The sequence below is a fragment of the Streptomyces sp. NPDC002055 genome (genome assembly GCF_040296705.1).
Lineage (GTDB): Bacteria > Actinomycetota > Actinomycetes > Streptomycetales > Streptomycetaceae > Streptomyces.
Genome location: NZ_JBEOXS010000002.1, coordinates 233,458 through 251,078, shown reverse-complemented (window position 1 = coordinate 251,078; position 17,621 = coordinate 233,458). Strand labels below are relative to the sequence as shown.

At 71.6% G+C, this 17,621-nt stretch carries 14 protein-coding genes and 2 pseudogenes; 13 read left to right on the top strand and 3 right to left on the bottom strand.

Going from position 1 to position 17,621, the window contains the following annotated elements:
* Window positions 1–91: 91 nt before the first annotated feature.
* On the bottom strand, window positions 92–1,336 hold the full coding sequence (locus ABT112_RS01985; protein WP_351504479.1) for an RNA-guided endonuclease InsQ/TnpB family protein: 1,245 nt from the start codon (window positions 1,334–1,336) through the stop codon (window positions 92–94).
* A gap of 26 nt (window positions 1,337–1,362) precedes the next feature.
* Between ABT112_RS01985 and tnpA the strand changes: the two genes are divergently transcribed.
* The 6 genes from tnpA (at window position 1,363) to ABT112_RS01955 (ending at window position 6,267) form a co-directional block, all read left to right on the top strand.
* Complete coding sequence (tnpA, locus tag ABT112_RS01980) at window positions 1,363–1,779, top strand: IS200/IS605 family transposase (protein WP_351504491.1); 417 nt, start codon at window positions 1,363–1,365, stop codon at window positions 1,777–1,779.
* A 154-nt stretch (window positions 1,780–1,933) separates the two neighbouring features.
* On the top strand, window positions 1,934–2,731 hold the full coding sequence (locus tag ABT112_RS01975) for a polysaccharide deacetylase family protein (RefSeq protein WP_351504476.1): 798 nt from the start codon (window positions 1,934–1,936) through the stop codon (window positions 2,729–2,731).
* A 196-nt stretch (window positions 2,732–2,927) separates the two neighbouring features.
* Window positions 2,928–3,872, top strand: a complete 945-nt coding sequence (locus ABT112_RS01970) for an SGNH/GDSL hydrolase family protein (RefSeq protein WP_351504474.1) — start codon at window positions 2,928–2,930, stop codon at window positions 3,870–3,872.
* A 227-nt stretch (window positions 3,873–4,099) separates the two neighbouring features.
* Window positions 4,100–4,387, top strand: coding sequence for a hypothetical protein (locus ABT112_RS01965; RefSeq protein ID WP_351504472.1), 288 nt, complete (start codon window positions 4,100–4,102; stop codon window positions 4,385–4,387).
* Between the two features lie 443 nt (window positions 4,388–4,830).
* Window positions 4,831–4,989 carry a DUF7196 family protein gene (locus tag ABT112_RS01960; RefSeq protein ID WP_351504469.1) on the top strand — a complete coding sequence of 53 codons (159 nt, stop codon included), beginning with the start codon at window positions 4,831–4,833 and terminating at the stop codon, window positions 4,987–4,989.
* Window positions 4,990–5,292: 303 nt separating this feature from the next.
* Entirely contained in the window at window positions 5,293–6,267 is a 975-nt protein-coding gene (locus ABT112_RS01955) for a threonine/serine dehydratase family protein (RefSeq protein ID WP_502975220.1), read from the top strand.
* Between the two features lie 91 nt (window positions 6,268–6,358).
* Here the strand turns inward: ABT112_RS01955 and ABT112_RS01950 are convergent, their stop codons facing one another.
* A complete protein-coding gene (locus ABT112_RS01950) occupies window positions 6,359–7,099 on the bottom strand; it encodes a FadR/GntR family transcriptional regulator (protein ID WP_351504467.1) in 741 nt (246 codons plus the stop codon).
* Window positions 7,100–7,307: 208 nt separating this feature from the next.
* On the opposite strand from ABT112_RS01950, the pseudogene ABT112_RS01945 reads away from it, so the two are divergent.
* The 5 genes and pseudogenes from ABT112_RS01945 to ABT112_RS01925 all read left to right on the top strand — a co-directional run bounded on the left by ABT112_RS01945 (window position 7,308) and on the right by ABT112_RS01925 (window position 14,098).
* Window positions 7,308–9,150, top strand: a pseudogene (locus tag ABT112_RS01945) (L-lactate permease).
* A 179-nt stretch (window positions 9,151–9,329) separates the two neighbouring features.
* On the top strand, window positions 9,330–10,130 hold the full coding sequence (locus tag ABT112_RS01940; protein ID WP_351504465.1) for a (Fe-S)-binding protein: 801 nt from the start codon (window positions 9,330–9,332) through the stop codon (window positions 10,128–10,130).
* Complete coding sequence (locus ABT112_RS01935) at window positions 10,127–11,572, top strand: LutB/LldF family L-lactate oxidation iron-sulfur protein (protein ID WP_351504462.1); 1,446 nt, start codon at window positions 10,127–10,129, stop codon at window positions 11,570–11,572. Before ABT112_RS01940 ends, ABT112_RS01935 begins: the two co-directional genes overlap by 4 nt.
* The gene (locus ABT112_RS01930) at window positions 11,569–12,210 is read left to right on the top strand and encodes a LutC/YkgG family protein (RefSeq protein WP_351504460.1); all 642 of its coding nucleotides are present in this window, start codon (window positions 11,569–11,571) and stop codon (window positions 12,208–12,210) included. Before ABT112_RS01935 ends, ABT112_RS01930 begins: the two co-directional genes overlap by 4 nt.
* Window positions 12,211–12,616: 406 nt before the next feature.
* The gene (locus tag ABT112_RS01925; RefSeq protein ID WP_351504457.1) at window positions 12,617–14,098 is read left to right on the top strand and encodes a 6-phospho-beta-glucosidase; all 1,482 of its coding nucleotides are present in this window, start codon (window positions 12,617–12,619) and stop codon (window positions 14,096–14,098) included.
* Between the two features lie 101 nt (window positions 14,099–14,199).
* On the opposite strand, the pseudogene ABT112_RS01920 reads toward ABT112_RS01925, so the two are convergent.
* Window positions 14,200–14,301: pseudogene (locus ABT112_RS01920) on the bottom strand (alpha-ketoglutarate-dependent dioxygenase AlkB); the annotation flags it as partial.
* Between the two features lie 201 nt (window positions 14,302–14,502).
* On the opposite strand from ABT112_RS01920, the gene ABT112_RS01915 reads away from it, so the two are divergent.
* Window positions 14,503–16,914 (top strand): glycosyltransferase, encoded by a 2,412-nt coding sequence (locus ABT112_RS01915; protein WP_351504455.1) that lies wholly within the window; start codon window positions 14,503–14,505, stop codon window positions 16,912–16,914.
* Window positions 16,915–17,189: 275 nt separating this feature from the next.
* Window positions 17,190–17,585 (top strand): hypothetical protein, encoded by a 396-nt coding sequence (locus tag ABT112_RS01910; protein ID WP_351504453.1) that lies wholly within the window; start codon window positions 17,190–17,192, stop codon window positions 17,583–17,585.
* Window positions 17,586–17,621: the final 36 nt, after the last annotated feature.

The window sequence follows — 17,621 nt, the reverse complement described above, 5'->3', positions numbered from 1 at the left end:
CAGTTGTACGCGCGTCACGTAAGACGGTCTATCGGACCGAACCCTGCCACGAAGGCACATCCCGCAGATTGATCACGACTCGATACGCGCCCTAGAGTCCAGGGATTCCGGTCTGGGTCGGTTGACCCTTCCGGGGGCTTCCTGCTTCACCGCGCTGTGCGGGCAGGTGTGCCCGTCTTACCGGCGCTCGACAGGCGTTTGGCGTCTCCACCCGTCCGGTGGCGACGATACGGCGTCCTTCGGTCAGGACGTTGGATGCGGCGTTGTGGTCACGCTCGTGCACGGCGCCGCACCGGCCGCAGGTCCAGTCGCGGATGTGGAGGGGTTTGGGGTCGTCCCGGAATCCGCAGGTGGAGCAGAGCTGGGAGGAGGGGAAGGCCCGGTCCACTTTGGTGAAGGTGCGGCCGTGTTTGGCGGCCTTGTATTCCAGCATGCCGACGAAGGCGGACCAGCCTGCGTCGTGCACGGACTTGGCCAGCCGGGTACGCCCGAGGCCGGCCACTGCGAGGTCTTCCACGTACACCGCTTGGTTGTCGCGGATGATGCGTGTGGATGCCTTGTGGTGGAAGTCCCGGCGCCGGTCCGCCACCCGTGCGTGCTGGCGTGCGACCTTGATCCGGGCCTTGGCCCGGTTCCTCGACCCCTTCGCCTTGCGGGACAGCTCCCGCTGGAGGCGCTTGAGCTTCTTCTCCGCCCGGCGCAGGAAACGCGGGGCAGCGATCTTCGTCCCGTCGGAGAGGACGGCGAAGGCGGACAGGCCGAGGTCGATGCCGGTGTCGGTCTGCGCCTCGGGGAGGATGTCGGGCTCGGTGTCGACGACGAAGCTGAGGAAGTAGCGGCCGGAGCTGTCTTTGGTGACGGTCAGGGAGGTGGGCGTGGCCGGAAGCCGGCGCGACCACCTGACCTTGAGGTTGCCGACCTTGGCCACATACACCGTGCCGTTGGCCTGGAGGGAAAAGGCGTTGGTGTTCAGGCGAATCGACTGCCGGGTGTCCTTCTTCGACTTGTACCGAGGCGGCCCGACCTTCCGGCCCCGCCGCTTGCCCTTGATCGAGTCGAAGAAGTTCCGATACGCCGTGTCCAGGTCGCGCAGGGACTGCTGCAGGACGACCGCCGACACCTCGGCAAGCCAGGCACGCTCCTCGGTGCGTTTGGCCTGGGTGATGCGACGCCGGGACAGCTCGCCCGACGTCACATACGGCAGCCCCGCCGCATGCGCTTCCTTCCGGTCGCGCAGGCAGTCGTTCCACACCACACGCGCGCACCCGAACGCCTTCGCCAAAGCGCGGCACTGGGTGGCGTCCGGGTAGGCCCGGTAGTTGTAGCGGAGCTGCATACCGCGACGCTACAACAATTGGTCTCCTGGATCAGGTGAATGATTACAGGCGTGGCAGGCGTGTGGTTTCGGCGCTGCACGTTCACTTGGTCTTTATGACCAAGTTCCGGCGCGGAGTGTTCGACGATGAGATGCTGGCGCGCTGCGAAGAGGTCATGCGGAAGGTGTGTGAGGACTTCGAGGCGGAGCTGAGGGAGTTCAACGGCGAACGCGATCACGTCCATCTCCTGATCAACTACCCAACCAAGGTTGCCGTCTCGAAGCTGGTCAACAGCCTCAAAGGCGTCTCCGCCCGCCGGATCCGGCAAGAGTTCACCGACCGGATCCACCCCGCCGTCACGCACGGTCACCTGTGGTCACCCTCGTACCTCGCCGCGTCGTGCGGCGGAGCACCGTTGGCGATCATCCGCCAGTACATCGAGCAGCAACAACGCCCACTCTGACCTGCACATCAGAGCAGCCTTGAGATGCATTCATCCCCGGCGTGAACGCCGGGACTTGTCGCAAGAGCTCTGGTAACAGCCGGAACCTTTTCCCGGGTCCCCCCATCCTTCCCACCGACAGACCCGAGCAGGCGAGAAGAAGAGCGGTGCGGACATGAGGCGGAGCGGGGCGCGGGGAAACGGCCGAGTGCTGGCGGCGGCCATAGGAGTGGCCGGGGCATCGGTCCTGGCCGCCTTGTGCCTGACCCAGAGCGCCAACGGCGAGTCCGTCGGTGCCGAGGACGTCGCGCCGCCGAAGCCGGTCGTGAGCCAGACGTCCACCCCCGACCCGGATCTGCCCAGCCCCCTGGTCAGCATGGACATCGCCCACGCCTCCGACAAGGGGCGGAAGGGCATCAACATCACCATCGACGACGGCCCCGACCCGAGGTGGACCCCACAGATGCTGCGGGTGCTCAAGGACAACGGAGCCAAGGCGACGTTCTGCATGGTCGGTGGCCAGGCACAGGCCCACCCCGACCTGGTGAAGGCGGTCGTGGCCGCCGGACACCGGCTGTGCGACCACTCCGTCTCGCACGACACCTCGATGGCGGGCAAGCCGCGCGCCTACCAGGCCAAGGAGATCCGCGACGCCCAGCGGATGATCACGAAGGCCTCCGGTGGCGTCAAGCCGCTCTACTACCGCGCCCCGGGAGGGGCGTTCACCCTGTACAGCCGCCAGATCGCCGCCGCGGCGGGCATGCGCCCGCTGGGCTGGAACGTCGACTCCAAGGACTTCGAGCAGGCGGGCGCCGATGTGATGACCGAGACGGTCAAGAGCGAGATCTCCAACGGACCGACCGTGCTCTTCCACGACGCGGGCGGCGAGCGGGGCCAGACGGTGGAAGCGCTGCGTCGGCTGCTGCCCTGGATGAAGCAGCAGGGGTACACCTTCGGCTTCCCGGTCCGATGACCCCGTGGGCAGGTGCGCTGCTCCCTCCCGAGGTGACCAAGGAGGCGGCTGCCGGACCGGAGCCCGTGCCGCGCGGGAGGAGGCGGCCATGAGCCGGTGTCGCGCGGTCGGCCCCCTGTCGCGACCGGCCCCCGTCTGCTCTGCTGGCCCCGAGGCCGCGTAACGGCCGCCGCCCGGGGTTGGGGGAAACGGGACGATGAGCCGCGACCTGAGCCGTGACGTGAGCCGCGACCTGAAGAAGCGCGCCGTACGATCGCTGATCGCCGCACTGTTGCTGCTGCCGCTGTGCGGCCCGGACGCGGCGGCGACGCCCGCCCCCCGAGGGGCCGCTGCCGACCGACTCACCCCCTCCGGCACCGCCGGTCCGCCCCGGGTGCTCTACCTCGGGGACTCCATCGCGACGGAGAGCCAGGACGTACTGGGGGAGCTGGTCCGGGCCGGCGGGCCGGCCGACTACACGAGCCTGCCCTACTCGGGGATGACCGTCTGCGACTACCTCGAAGGCCGGTCCGAGCCCTCCTTCGTACCGGACCGGCACAAGGCGGCTGCCCTGGTCCGGTCCCTCCGGCCGACGGTCGTCGTCCTGCAGTTCTGGGGGAACGCCTGGGCCTTCACCCCGTGCATGCACGGCGTGGAGGCCGGATCACCCGACTACTACACCCGCTACCGCGCCGACGTCGCCGCCCTCACGGACCAGATCACCGCGGCGGCCCGGGACGCGGGAACGGCCCGGCCGGTCCTGGTCTGGGTGCTCCAGGGCCCCGACGCGTTCCGGCCCGAGCGGGTACGCCGGATCAACTCCCTCTACGCGGCGCAGGCGGACGGTTCGGGTGACATGGTCTCGGACGCGGGGCGCGAGGTGAGCATGGCGGCCTACCCGTACGACAACCTTCCCCGGGACCGGTACGCCTGGACCCAGTACCTGCCCTGCGACCGCTACGAGCGGGAACACCCCGAATTCTGCACGGACCCCGGTTCCTACGGCGGCGTCACCCGGCTCCACCGGGACGACGACCCCCTCCACTACTGCCTCGCGCCCGTCGCCGCGGACTCCCGCGCCTGTCCCGTCCCTTCGCCCGGCGTCCTCCGCTACAGCCGCGCGATCGCCCGTACCGTCGACGGTCTGCGGGCTGTTCGCTGACGCGAGGGACGCCGGAGCGGGGCCGCGTCCGAGGGGTGGTTCGCTGCGTGGGCCTCGGTGCACCGTGTGGCCGCCCATGCCCTGGCGCGCGTCCGCCGCGGGCAGCGAGGTGCGGGCCGCCGGCGAGCGCCGGGCGCACAACTTCCCGCCCCCGACGGCAGAGAGCCCTTCCGTACGCCCGGAACAGCGCGGAGGTATTCATCTCCACCCGCCGTACGATGCTTTTCATGAATCTTGTGGTGTTTTTCCTTTCCCTCGGGATCAGCTGTCGCATAACACGGTTCATAACCAAGGACACTCTTGCCGCGGGCATCCGCTCGTGGGTCGCCGCGCGTTTCGGTGACGACTCGAAGCCCGCCTACCTGGTCACCTGCGGCTGGTGCACGAGCGTCTGGGTGGCCGCGGCCGTGGCCCCGCTGGGGTTCTGGGCGGGGGAGACCGTCGCGTTCCAACTGGTCGCCATGATCCTGACGTTGTCCTACCTGACCGGGCTGGCCGCCAACTGGCTGGACTGATCCGCCGGGTCCTTTTCCGCATCCTCGGTCGGCTTTTCGGGAAGGGGCAGCACCCGAAAGCAACGACCGTTCAGAAATGTATGACAAATTCGGTGTGCGTGTCGGTGTCATCAGGACGGGGGATGATGACTTCGGGTGTCCCCCGTGGTGACCGCGGGCGCGTACCCCGTCGGCAACGCTCCTCGTCGAGGCGGGCGATCCCGCCCCGCGCGGCCCCGTCGACTCCGTCCGCGGTCCCCTCGACCGACTGCGATTCCGCCGGAACGCACGGCGCTCGTCCCCTGGTTCGCACCGCACGCTGCGTCAGTGACCGGTTCATCCGTCAGTGACTCATCAGTCCGTGAGCGGCGGCGCAGGCGCGAGGCCGAGCGCGCGCAGTGACCGGTGGGCGGGCCGGGGCCCCGCCGGGAGGCCAGGGTGGCCATGATCGAAGGAGAATCGCCATGGGATGCAACTGCGGCGGCGGTGCCCGCCGGACCGTCACCGTCTACCGGCTGATCCTGCCGAACGGGGTGATCCGTCAGTACCGGACCTGGCAGGAGGCCGACGCGGCCAACAAGCGTGAGGGCGGCGTCGGCACCATCACCGTGGTCAACGAATAGGCGCGGGCGGCACCCCGGTCGGCGTGCCCTGCCGGAGGTGCCCGCCGCGGATGCGGCCCGGTCGGCAGGTTCGAGCGGCGCCGGGTCCGTGGCCCGCGGCTCTCCGGTGCTGTCGCGGGCGGCGCCCGGTGGGTCGGCCCTGTTCCGGCGGGGCTTCATGGCCCGGGTCGGCCAGGGCACGGGCGGCGTGGGATGATCGAACTGCCGCGCGGTTGATCACTGTGCGCGGGCGCGGCGGCCACGTGGACGCCGTCCCTCTGCCGTAGATGGTACGGATCCCGGTCGCTGCGGCTCGGATGATGCGTGGAGGCGAATGTGCTGATCACTGTCGCGGACGTGGAAGCCGAGGCCGAGCGGATCGCCGGGCATGTCGTACGGACCCCGACGGTGCCGAGCCCCGGGCTGTCCGCACTCCTGGGCGCGCATGTCACCGCGAAACTGGAACTACTGCAGCGCACCGGCTCCTTCAAGGCACGCGGCGCGACGGCGAAGCTGCTCACGCTCAGCGAGGCTGAACGGGCCGCCGGGATCGTAGCGGTGAGCGGCGGCAACCACGGCATCGGGATCGCGGTCATGGCCGGCGCGCTGGACATCAGAGCGACCGTCGTCATGCCACGGTCCGCCCCCGGCCGCGCCGTGGACATCGCCGAGGCCGCCGGGGCGAGCGTCGTCCTCGCTGACACCATGGACGGCGCGTTCGCCCTCGTGGGCGAACTCCGGAGCAAGGGGCTCACCCTGGTCCATCCCTTCGACGACCCTGTCGTCATCGCTGCCCAGGGCACGGTCGGCCTGGAGTTCGCGGAGGATGCCGGGGAGCTCACCGACGTACTCGTCAGCATCGGCGGCGGGGCGCTGATCTCCGGGGTCGCCACCGCGCTGCACGCGCGCCGTCCCGGTGTACGGATCTGGGGCGTGGAGACCGAAGGCGCGCGAGCCATGTCGGATGCCCTGGCCTTCGGAGGGCCGGTGCCGGTCGAACTGTCCTCGGTCGTCTCGACACTGAGCGCCCCCAGCGCCTCACAGCTCACCTACGAGCATGTCTCGGCGCTGGTCACCGATGTCCTCACGGTGACCGACGCCGAGGCCGTGCAGGGCACCCTCGACCTGGCCGACCACGCGAAGGTCTGGGCCGAACCTGCCGCCGGATGCCTGCTGCCCGCAGCACGCCGGGTGCTGGAGCGCGTCGGTGAGGGTGCCAGGCTCGGCCTGGTGGTCTGCGGCGGCAACGCGACGACCGCCGATGTGACCGCCTGGGCCGAGCGCTTCGGGCTGCGCTGACCGCGCAAGCCTCGGCAGCCACTCGGCCTTCGGTGGGAAACCTGGCGGTCACCATGTCCGCTCGCCGTAGCTGTACGAGAACAGGGCCGGGTCAGGGCGCCTTCGCCGCGATGTGCACGATGTCCTGGTGGAAGCCCCGGATGTGCGCCTCCACCAGGTCACCCGCGCGGTCGGCGTCGCCGGCCGCGATCGCCTCGTAGAGCGCGTGGTGTTCGGCGCGCAGCCGCTCGGCCACCGTGCTCCAGTCCGCGAGTTCGTGGAACGCCGTGAGCAGGGTGCGCCGGACCGCGTTGCGCACCGCGATCGTCATGTCGGCCATGAGCCGGTTGCCGCCCGCCTCCGCGATGGCGACATGGAAGCGCGTGTCGTGGTCGTTGAAGGCCTCGAGCGTCAGGGTCGCGTCGTCCATGCGGGCGAGCGGCTCCCGCAGGGCGGCGAGATCCTCGTCGGTCGCGCGCTCGGCCGCCAGCCGGGCGCTGGACCGCTCCAGCGTGGCACGGGCCTCCACCACGTCGGAGAGCGGAAAGTTCGCCAGCGCCATGTGCAGGCGCAGCAGCTGGGTGAGGCCTTCGCTGGGCATGGCCGCGATCACGCTTCCGGAGGAGGGCCCGGTGCCCACCCGGGAGCGCAGGACGCCCTGCGCCTCCAGGACGCGCAGCGCCTCCCGGACGGCGGCCCGGCTGACGCCCAGCAGCTCGACCAGTTCCCGCTCCGGGGGCAGCCGGTCGCCGACGCGCAGATTGCCCGCCAGGATCTGCTCCTCGATCCGGGCCAGCACCAGCTCGAAGGTGCGGGAGCGCGGTACCGGCTCCCAGGCCGCCGTGTCAGCCATGAAAGCCCCTTCACCCTCTGTGTGCGTCGGCCCGCGCCTGCGTGGCCCGGCCGGAGCGGACTCCCCGTGCGTGATGTCTCCCTGATCTTAACTTTCGGGGTATTGGTCAGACCAATTTGGTTCCGGCCGACCTCTGGACACCCCGCGTGCCGCTTCCTAGCGTGTGACCCGTCCAAGCTATGGTCTGACCAAGCTCCACGGAGGTCGCATGTACCAACCCGATCTCGCGCCGGCAGCGGACAGCCTCGGCCTCTCCGCGCTCGTCGCGGCCCTGCCGCTGATCACGCTGTTCGTGCTGCTCGGCGGTTTCCGGCTCAAGGCCCACGTGGCCGGTCTGGCGTCCCTGGCGGTCGCGCTCGTCGTCGCGGTGCTCGGCTACGGGATGCCCGCCGGCCTCGCGCTGCTGTCCGCGAGCGAGGGAGCGGCGTTCGGCCTCTTCCCGATCATGTGGATCGTGGTCACCGCGATCTGGCTCCATCAGCTCACGGTGGTCAGCGGCCGGTTCGAGGACCTCCGCCGCGCGTTCAACCTGATCAGCGACGATCCACGGGTCCAGGCGGTGATCATCGCCTTCTGCTTCGGCGCGCTGCTGGAGGCCCTGGCCGGATTCGGCGCCCCGGTGGCCATCACCGGCGTCATGCTGATGGCGCTCGGCTTCTCCTCCCTCCGGGCGGCGATCACCGTGCTGGTCGCCAACACCGCGCCCGTCGCCTTCGGCGCCATCGCGATTCCGATCATCACCGCGGGCAACCTCACCAAGATCCCGTACCAGGAGATCGGTGCCTACACCGGACGGCAGACGCCGTTGCTCGCCCTCTTCGTCCCCCTGCTGCTGGTGGCGCTCGTCGACGGGCGGCGCGGGATACGGCAGACCTGGCCGGTGGCGCTGGTGTGCGGCGCGGTGTTCGCCGTGGTCCAGTTCGTGAGCGCCAACTACATCTCCGTGGAGCTCACCGACATCCTCGCCTCGCTCGCCGGCCTGGCCGCGGTCGTGGTCGTCCTCCGCTTCTGGCGGCCGCGCGGCGGCGAGGAGGTCCGGGCGGATCTGCGCAGCGGCCGGGACGCCTCTGACGGGGCCGGGCCCGAGCGCGAGCCGGGAGCCCCGGACTCCGGATCCGCTTCCGCACCGGCCGCACCCTCCGCCGGTCCGAGGGAGACGCCCGCCGGCACCCGACCCGCCGCCACTCGACCCGCCGCCACCCGACCCGCCGCCACTCGACCTGCCCCCACTCGACCCACCGGCACCCGACCCGCCGGCACCCGCACGCAGGCCCCTTCCGCTCCCGCCGCGGTGCAGGAGACCGGCAGCCGGCGGACCGTCATGGCGTTTCTGCCCTACCTGCTGGTGATCACTGTCTTCTCGGTGGCCAAGCTGTGGACGCCCGCCAAGGACTTCCTCGCGGACAGCGACCTGATGATCGCGTGGCCGGGGCCTGGACGGGCAGGTGCTCACCGCCGCCGGAAAGCCCGCGACCTCCAGCGTCTACACCTTCCCGTGGCTCTCCTCGCCGGGCACCCTGCTCCTGCTGTCCGGGGCGGTCGTCGCCGCTGTGTACCGGGTGAGCCCCCGGACGGCCGTCCGGGAGTTCGGCGGTACGGTCGCGAAGCTGCGCTGGGCCCTGCTGACCGTCGCCTCCGTGCTGGCGCTCGCCTATGTGATGAACCTCGGCGGGCTCACCCTCACCATCGGCTCCTGGATCGCGGGCACCGGCGCCGCCTTCGCGTTCCTCTCACCGATCCTCGGCTGGCTCGGCACCGCGGTCACCGGCTCGGACACCTCGGCCAACGCCCTGTTCGCCACCCTCCAGCAGGCCGCCGCGGACAAGGCCGGACTCGACCCGACCCTGCTGGTCGCCGCGAACACCTCCGGGGGAGTCGTCGGCAAGATGATCAGCCCTCAGAACCTCACCATCGCCGCCACCGCGGTCGGCATGGTGGGCCGGGAGTCCGAACTCTTCCGAGGAGCCGTCAAGTGGAGCCTGATGCTTCTGCTGGCCATCTGTCTGCTGGTCTTCCTGCAGTCCAACGTCCTCGCCTGGATGCTGCCCTGAGGCCGGTGGACGCTGAGCTGGGACCGGCCGCCGCCCGGACGCGGGTGTCCGCGGCGGGGGCCAGGCCCGGCTCGGGACGGACTCACCGCGTCCGGGGCAGGAACCGGGCCGGAGCCGGAACGACCGTCCCCTGTACCGGAGCACCGGTTCAGGGACGAAGCAAGCACGAGGAAGGAACCATGCGGACCGCACTGTTCATCACCTGTTTCAACGACACGGTGTTCCCGGAGACGGGACACGCCGTGGTCGCCCTGCTGGAACGGCTCGGCTGCACGGTGGACTTCCCGCTCGAGCAGACCTGCTGCGGCCAGATGCACTTCAACACCGGCTACCAGCGCGAATGCCTGCCGCTGGTACGGCGGTTCGCCGAGGTCTTCGCCGACTACGACGCCGTCGTGACCCCCTCCGGGTCGTGTGCCGCCATGGTGCGGGACCACCACGCCGCGCTGGCCTCCCGCGTGGCGCGGGACCCCGGGCTGACCGCGGCGGTCGAGGCCGCGCCCAAGCTGTACGAGCTGTCGGAGTTCCTCGTCGACGTGCTGGGCGTCATCGACGTGGGCGCGTACTTCCCGCACCGGGTCACCTACCACCCCACCTGCCACTCGCTGCGGATGCTGGGCGTCGGCGACCGGCCGCTGCGACTGCTCCGGGCCGTGCGCGGGATCGACCTGGTGGAACTGCCCGCCGCCGAGGAGTGCTGCGGCTTCGGCGGCACCTTCGCCCTCAAGAACTCCGACACCTCCGTCGCCATGTGCGCGGACAAGGTCCGGCACGTACAGGACACCGGGGCGGAGGTGCTGTGCGCCGGGGACAACTCCTGCCTGATGCACATCGGGGGCGCCCTCTCCCGGCTGCGCACCGGCGTCCGGACCCTGCACCTGGCCGAGATCCTCGCCGCCACCGAGGAGAAACCCCTGACGGTCCGGCCCGAGAAGCCGCGGCGGGGCCGCGGCGCCGCCCGAGGAGCGTGCACCCGATGAAGAACACCACCTACCTCGGCATGCCGGCCTTCCCCGAGGCGGCCGGCCGGTCCCTGACCGACACCCAGCTGCGCCGCAACCTCGCGCACGCCACCCACACCATCCGGGAGAAGCGGGCCGACGCCGTCGGAGAGCTCGACGACTGGGAGGAGCTGCGCGAAGCCGGCCGCGCCATCAAGGAACGGACCCTGCGTCACCTCGACCACTACCTGATCGAGCTGGAGGAGCGGGTGACCGCCGCGGGCGGGCAGGTGCACTGGGCGCGGGACGCCGAGGAGGCCAACCGGATCGTGGTCGGCCTCGTCCGCGACACCGGCGAGTCCGAGGTCGTCAAGGTCAAGTCGATGGCCACGCAGGAGATCGGCCTCAACGAGGCGCTGGCGGACGCCGGAATCGCCGCGTACGAGACGGATCTCGCCGAGCTCATCGTGCAGCTCGGCGACGACCGCCCCTCGCACATCCTGGTACCGGCGATCCACCGCAACCGCGCGGAGATCAAGGAGATCTTCCTGCGGGAGATGGCCCGGCACGGCACCCCGGCCCCCGACGATCTGACCGACGACCCCCGCCGGCTGGCGGAAGCCGCCCGGACCCATCTGCGGGACAAGTTCCTCACCGCCAAGGTCGGCGTCTCGGGCGCCAACTTCCTGGTGGCGGAGACCGGCACCGCCGTCGTGGTGGAGTCCGAGGGCAACGGGCGGATGTGCCTCACCCTCCCCGAGACGCTCATCTCCGTCGTCGGCATCGAGAAGGTCGTCCCCACCTGGCAGGACCTGGAGGTGTTCCTCCAGACCCTGCCCCGCTCCTCCACCGGCGAGCGGATGAACCCCTACACCTCGACCTGGACCGGTACCGCCGACGGCGACGGGCCGCGCGCCTTCCACCTGGTGCTCCTGGACGGCGGACGGACCGACACGCTCGCCGACGAGGTGGGCCGCCAGGCACTGAACTGCATCCGCTGCTCGGCCTGTCTGAACGTCTGCCCGGTCTACGAGCGCGCCGGCGGCCACGCCTACGGATCCGTCTATCCCGGACCGATCGGCGCCATCCTCAGCCCGCAGCTCAGGGGCACCGGGTCGGCCGTGGACCGCTCGCTGCCCTACGCGTCGACCCTGTGCGGCGCCTGCTACGAGGTCTGCCCCGTCAAGATCAACATTCCGGAGGTGCTGGTCCATCTGCGGGCCCGGGTTGTCGACGAGAGCCGCGAACGGCGCCTGCCGACCCCGGAACGGATGGCGATGACCGCCGCGCGCTGGGTGCTCTCGGCCCCGTCGCGCCTGGCCGTGGCCCAGCGCGCGGGTGCGCTGTTCGGCCGGCTGGTCTCCCGGGAGGGCCGGATCGGCCGGCTGCCGGGCCCGCTGTCGGGGTGGACCGACGCCCGGGACGCGCCGGCCCCGGCACCGGAGAGTTTCCGCGACGCGTGGAAGAGGACGCACCGATGAGCGCACGTGACGAGATCCTGGGGCGCGTCCGCCGCGCCCTCGCCGACGTCCCCCGCGGCGAACGGCCCGCGGACGTCCCCGTGGCCCGCGGCTACGCGACCGGCGGCCGTCCGCCCGCCGGTTCGGCGGAGGCCGTCTCCCTGCTGGCCGAACGGCTCGCCGACTACGGCGCGTCGGTGCGGCTGGAGGACCACCGGGACGCGGCGGCCGCCGTGGCCGACGCGCTCGCCGCCGGTGGGGTCCGCCAGGTGGTGGTGCCGCCGGGGCTCCCCGAGGCGTGGCGGTCCGGTACCGGCGCCGAGGTGCTCCACGACGAACCGCCGCTGTCCGTGGCGGAGCTGGACGCCGCCGACGCCGTCGTCACCACCGCGGCCTCGGCGATCGCGGCCACCGGGACCCTCGTCCTCGACGGCGGCCCGGGGCAGGGGCGCAGGGCACTGACCCTGGTGCCCGACCGTCACCTCTGCGTGGTGCGTGCGGAGCAGGTCGTCGCCTCGGTGCCGGAGGCACTGGCCCGGCTCGACCCCGCCCGGCCGCTGACCCTGATCTCCGGCCCGTCCGCGACCAGCGACATCGAGCTGGACCGGGTGGAGGGCGTGCACGGGCCGCGCCGGCTGGAGGTGCTCATCCTGCGGTGACGGCGGGGCTCCGGGGCCGGGGCGTGGTGGCGCGGGGCGGCGTTCGGGAGCGGGCGCCGGGCTCCGTCGCCCTCGCCCGTCGTTCGCCGTTCGCCGTTCGCCGTTCGCCGTTCGCCGTTCGCCGTTCGCCGTCCATCGTCTGTCGTCGTCATCGGCCGGCCCCGGGGCCGTGGGCGTCCTGCCCCGGCCTCCGGAGCGCTCGTCCACGGTGACGACGGGCCCGTCCCTCGGTGACCCTGCTCATGAGCACGAGTAGGGTCCCTCACGTGTGTGCTGAGCGACGACACCGGCAGCTGCCCCGGACCCCGGCACCCGGGGGCCAGGTCAGGGCCGGGTCCCGTGCGTCCGCGGCGGGTCCGGCGGTCGGCGCGGCGCTCCCCGATCCGGGCACGGAGGTGGCCGAGGTATGAAGCTGACGATTCTCGGGGGCGGTGGCTTCCGCGTCCCGCTGGTGTACGGCGCCCTCCTCCGGGACCGGGGCGAGGGGCGGGTCACCGATGTGACCCTGTACGACCTCGACCCCGGCCGCCTGGCGGCCGTCCGCCGCGTCCTCACCGAGCAGGCCGGCCGCGCCACGGCAACCGGCTCCACGGCAACCGGCTCCACCGCCATCGGCGACACCGTCACCGCTTCCCGGGCCGCCGACTCCACCCCCGGCGGCTCCGCCGGCCCGGCCTCCACCGGCGACCCGGGCCCGGCCCCCGCAGGGCCCGCCGAAGCCCCGCGGGTCACCGTGACCACCGACCTCGACGAGGCCCTCCGCGGAGCCGACTTCGTGTTCTCCGCGATCCGCGTCGGAGGGCTGGAGGGCCGCGCCGCCGATGAACGCGTCGCCCTGGCCGAGGGCGTCCTGGGCCAGGAGACGGTCGGTGCGGGCGGCATCGCGTACGGTCTGCGCACCGTTCCCGTCGCCACCGGCATCGCCCGCCGGATCGCCGAACTCGCCCCGGACGCCTGGGTCATCAACTTCACCAACCCGGCAGGGCTCGTCACGGAAGCGATGTCCCGGTACCTTGGCGACCGCGTCATCGGCATCTGCGACTCGCCCGTCGGACTGGGCCGCCGGGTCGCCCGCGCCCTCGGAGCCGATCCGGACCGGGCGTGGCTCGACTACGCCGGTCTCAACCACCTCGGCTGGCTCCACGGACTGCGCGTCGCCGGCCGGGACGAGCTGCCCCGGCTGCTGGCGGACACCCGGGCCCTGACCTCGTTCGAGGAGGGCAAGCTGTTCGGCGCCGACTGGCTGCGCTCCCTCGGCGCCATCCCCAACGAGTACCTCCACTACTACTACTTCCAGCGGGAAGCGGTGCGGGCCGCGCAGCAGGCACCGCAGACCCGCGGCGCGTTCCTCCGGGACCAGCAACGGCGGTTCTACGCGCGGACGGAGGACTCCACCACCTCCGCACTGGACGCCTGGAACAGCACACGGGCGGAGCGCGAGGCCACCTACATGGCCGAGAACCGCGAGACGGCGGGAGCAGGCGACCGCGCGGCCGACGATCTGGAGGGCGGCGGCTACGAGCAGGTCGCGCTCGCCCTGATGCGGGCCATCGCCCGGAACGAGCGCGCCACCCTCATCCTCAACGTCCGCAACCGCGCCACCCTGGGCGTCCTGGACGACGACGCGGTCGTCGAAGTGCCGTGCTCCGTGGACGCGAACGGCGCCCACCCCGTCGCCGTCTCCCCGCTGCCCGACCATGCGACCGGGCTGGTGACCAGCGTCAAGGCCGTCGAACGGGCCGTGCTGGCGGCAGCCGGGAGCGGTTCCCGCGCCCTGGCGGTGCAGGCCTTCGCGCTGCACCCGCTGGTCGACTCGGTGCACATCGCCCGGCGGCTGGTGGACGGCTATGCCGCCGCGCACCCCGCCCTGGCCCACCTGCGTCACTGACCTGCGGTGGCATCCGCTCCCGCATCCGCTCCCGCAGCCGTGTCACCGACCGGACCGCCCCGGCCGGTCACGTCGCCGTCCTGCGCTCCGGCACCACGGCGTCAGCCGACGTCCCGGGGCCGGAACCGGATGCTGATGCGTGGACCGACCGGTTTCGACGTCTTGGGAATCGCGTGCTCCCAGGTGCGCCGGCAGGAACCGCCACCGCCTCGCCGCTCCACCTGCCGCCGGCGTTCCGGTGGGCCGGGCGGGTGATTGTCCGGCCGTTCCGGGAAAGACCGCGACCCGTCAGAAAGCCTGCTCTGCACGGTAATTGTCGAGAACGCGGTCCCGTGACTCCGGATCGCCGGCCGTCGGGGCTCGGGCATACTGTGCGAATGCCTGCGCAGACCAGAATTCCGGCGTTGATCCATCAGACGTGGAAGGACGCGGACGTGCCCGCGAAATGGCGGGAGTGGGCCGACTCCTGGCGGCGTCACCACCCTGGCTGGGAATACCGGCTGTGGACCGACACGGACAATCGGGAGTTTCTTGAGGAGCACTACCCCTGGTTCCTGTCGATTTACGACGGATACCCCGACGGAATCATGCGGGCGGACGCGATTCGCTACTTTCTGCTCGATCATTTCGGCGGGCTGTATGTGGATATGGATTTCGAGTGCCTGCGCCCGGTGCACGATCTCCTCTCCGGACACGAACTCGTCCTCGGCCGCGAGCCCGAGGCCCACACCCGGCTGCTGCTGGCCCGCCGGGGCGGCCTCGACCGCATCGTGGGCAACGCCTTCATCGCCTCCCGGCCCGGTCACCCCTTCTGGGCGCACGCCCACCGGCAGCTCGTCGCGGCCCACCGGATGCCCGGCCCCCTCGACGCGACCGGCCCCTTCTGGCTCACCCGCGCCCTCGGGTCCGCCCCCGACTCCGGCACCGCCCCCGGCTCCGGCACCGTCACCGTTCTCGGCCCCGAACTGCTGTACCCGGGACTGAGCCCCTACGCCACCGAGCTGTTCGGCCCCCAGGAGATCGACCGCGACCGCGCCTACGCCCTGCACCACTGGTCGGGCAGCTGGGCCACCGAGTCCGCCGGTCCGCCCCGGACCACGACCACCCGGAGAGTGCGCTTCTGGGCCAACCAGGAGCTGCAGCCCTTCGCCGACGGCACCCTCGACGTCGACGCCCAGCGCCGCCGCTGGGCCGCGGGCGCCCCCGCACCGCGCGTCTCCTGCCTCATGGTGACCAAGGACCGGCCCGCACTCGCCCGGCGCGCGATCGCCTGCTTCCTCGCCCAGACCTACCCGAACCTGGAACTGGTCGTGGTGGACGACGGCGCCGACGACACCCTCGAAGGCCATGTACGGGCCCTGGACGACCCGAGGATCCGGCTCCACCGGCTGGCCCCCGACGGACGGACGCTCGGCGAACTCCGCAACGTCGCCGTGGACCAGGCCGGCGGCTCCTACGTGTGCCAGTGGGACGACGACGACCTCTACGACCCGGAACGCCTCGAGGTCCAGATGGCGGCACTGCTCTCGCTCGGCGCCGACGCGTGCTTCCTCGCCCGGGAGCGGCTGTGGTGGCCGGCCCGCCGCAGGATCGCCACCTCCTGCGGGCGGCTGTGGGAGGGCTCCATGGTGTGCGCGAAGGAACGGCTCGCGCGCTACCCGGCCCAGCGCCGCGGCGAGGACACCCCGGTGACCGAACAGGTGGCGCGCACCGGCCGGATCGTGTCCGTGGACGCGCCGGAGCTCTACACCTACGTCTTCCACGAGAACAACACCTTCGACGCCGCCCACTTCGCCCGGCACTTCGAGGTGGCCACCGACATCTGCGAGGGAGGCGCGGCCTACGCCGAGCGGGTCCTCGCCATGGCGGCCCGGCTCCCGCTGGACCCGCGGGACTGCGTCCACGCCGAGACCGAACCCGTGACCGAACCCGCGGCCGGGCCCGTGACCGTACCGCGGGGACGCGAGGCGCATACCGTCGAGCCCGCGCCGTCCCCCGCCGCGGAGCGCCCGCCGGTGCTGGTGCTCACCCCGGTCAAGGACGCCGCCACCTTCCTGCCGCGCTATCTGAACCGGCTGAGCGCGCTGGACTATCCGCGTGAGGCGCTCTCGCTCGGTCTGCTGGAGGGCGACAGCGGGGACAACACCTGGGACATGCTGCAGAGCGTCCTCCCCGAGCTGCGCGCGGAGTACCGCAACGTCACCCTGATCCGCCGGAACTTCGACTTCCGGCAAGCCGGCCCCCGCTGGCGGACCGGTGCCCAGCGGCAGCGCCGGTCGGTGCTCGCCAGGGCGCGCAACCACCTCCTGGCGCATGCCCTCACCGACGAGAGCTGGGTCCTCTGGCTCGACGTCGATGTCGCCGGCTATCCCGCCGACCTCGTCCAGCGCCTGCTCGGCGCGGGGAAGGACATCGTCGTCCCGCACTGCGTGACCGCGCCCGGCGGGCCCACCTACGACCTCAACACCTTTGTCCGGCAGCCCGGTTCCGGTGCCCTCAACTGGTCCCAGTGGATCCGGGACGGCATCCTCCAGCCGCCGCGCGGATTCGGCCGGACGTATCTCGAGGACCTGCGCGGTCAGGAGCTCGTCCGGGTCGACTCCGTCGGCGGTACGGCGCTGCTGGTCCGCGCCGACGTGCACCGTGACGGCCTGGTCTTCCCGCCCTTCCCGTACCAGCACCTCATCGAGACCGAGGGGCTGGCCGCGATGGCCCGTGACATGGGGACCGCCTGCTGGGCGCTGCCCACCCTGGAGGTACTGCACCCGCACCGTGCCTCGGAGCTCCCTAAGGCCGCGGCGGCGACCATTTCCTGATTCCGCGACGAGCACTTTCGCGCGCGCCGGTGCCGGCGGCCGGGAGGGAACTCCCGGCCGCCGGAAATTGTCCGTTCAATAAATCGCTCCCGTCGCGAGCGGCCGCCGAAAGATCATCGAGCGGGAGAATCCCCAAGGCGACACGACGGGACTGCGCAATATGGAGTAGTTGCTTTGACGGGTGGCGTCCGCCCCTTACCGTGAGCCCGACTCTCACCGTCGGGCTCGTCGCCCTTACGAGCCGCTCCGGTTCTCAGAAAAAGAAAGGCGTCAATGTGAAAACCCGCCTCATCACCTCCCTGGCCCTTCCCGCGGCCATGGCGACTGCCGGACTGCTCAACACCGCCGAGGCCGCCTACGCCGACGCGGGCGCGGACCACAAGATGTCGGGCGGCACGCACGACATGGCGACTCAGGGAGACGGGCACCACTGCCCGCCGATCGGCAACATCACCTGGGTCGACTACGGTCACGGCCACTGCTCGCCCATCGGCAACATCCCGTTCTTCGACCACGGTTACGGGCACCACTGCCCGCCGATGGGCAACGTGACCATCGTCGACTACGGGCACCACTGCCCGCCGGTGGCCAACGCCACGTTCTTCGACTACGGGCTGCAGACGGAGCAGTTCGTGAACGAGATCGCGGGGCCCGCCCTCGGGCGGCGCTGAGACGAGGCCGGCTCCGGGGCCGCGGCACACCGCCCG

Excerpts from the sequence above, each read along its gene's own strand:
- ABT112_RS01975 (WP_351504476.1), top strand. The coding sequence starts at position 1,934 with ATGAGGCGGAGCGGGGCGCGGGGAAACGGCCGAGTGCTGGCGGCGGCC.
- ABT112_RS01950 (WP_351504467.1), bottom strand. The coding sequence starts at position 7,099 with ATGGCTGACACGGCGGCCTGGGAGCCGGTACCGCGCTCCCGCACCTTC.
- ABT112_RS01940 (WP_351504465.1), top strand. The coding sequence starts at position 9,330 with ATGCGGACCGCACTGTTCATCACCTGTTTCAACGACACGGTGTTCCCG.
- ABT112_RS01960 (WP_351504469.1), top strand. The coding sequence starts at position 4,831 with ATGGGATGCAACTGCGGCGGCGGTGCCCGCCGGACCGTCACCGTCTAC.
- ABT112_RS01970 (WP_351504474.1), top strand. The coding sequence starts at position 2,928 with ATGAGCCGCGACCTGAGCCGTGACGTGAGCCGCGACCTGAAGAAGCGC.
- ABT112_RS01930 (WP_351504460.1), top strand. The coding sequence starts at position 11,569 with ATGAGCGCACGTGACGAGATCCTGGGGCGCGTCCGCCGCGCCCTCGCC.
- ABT112_RS01965 (WP_351504472.1), top strand. The coding sequence starts at position 4,100 with ATGAATCTTGTGGTGTTTTTCCTTTCCCTCGGGATCAGCTGTCGCATA.
- ABT112_RS01925 (WP_351504457.1), top strand. The coding sequence starts at position 12,617 with ATGAAGCTGACGATTCTCGGGGGCGGTGGCTTCCGCGTCCCGCTGGTG.
- ABT112_RS01935 (WP_351504462.1), top strand. The coding sequence starts at position 10,127 with ATGAAGAACACCACCTACCTCGGCATGCCGGCCTTCCCCGAGGCGGCC.
- ABT112_RS01985 (WP_351504479.1), bottom strand. The coding sequence starts at position 1,336 with ATGCAGCTCCGCTACAACTACCGGGCCTACCCGGACGCCACCCAGTGC.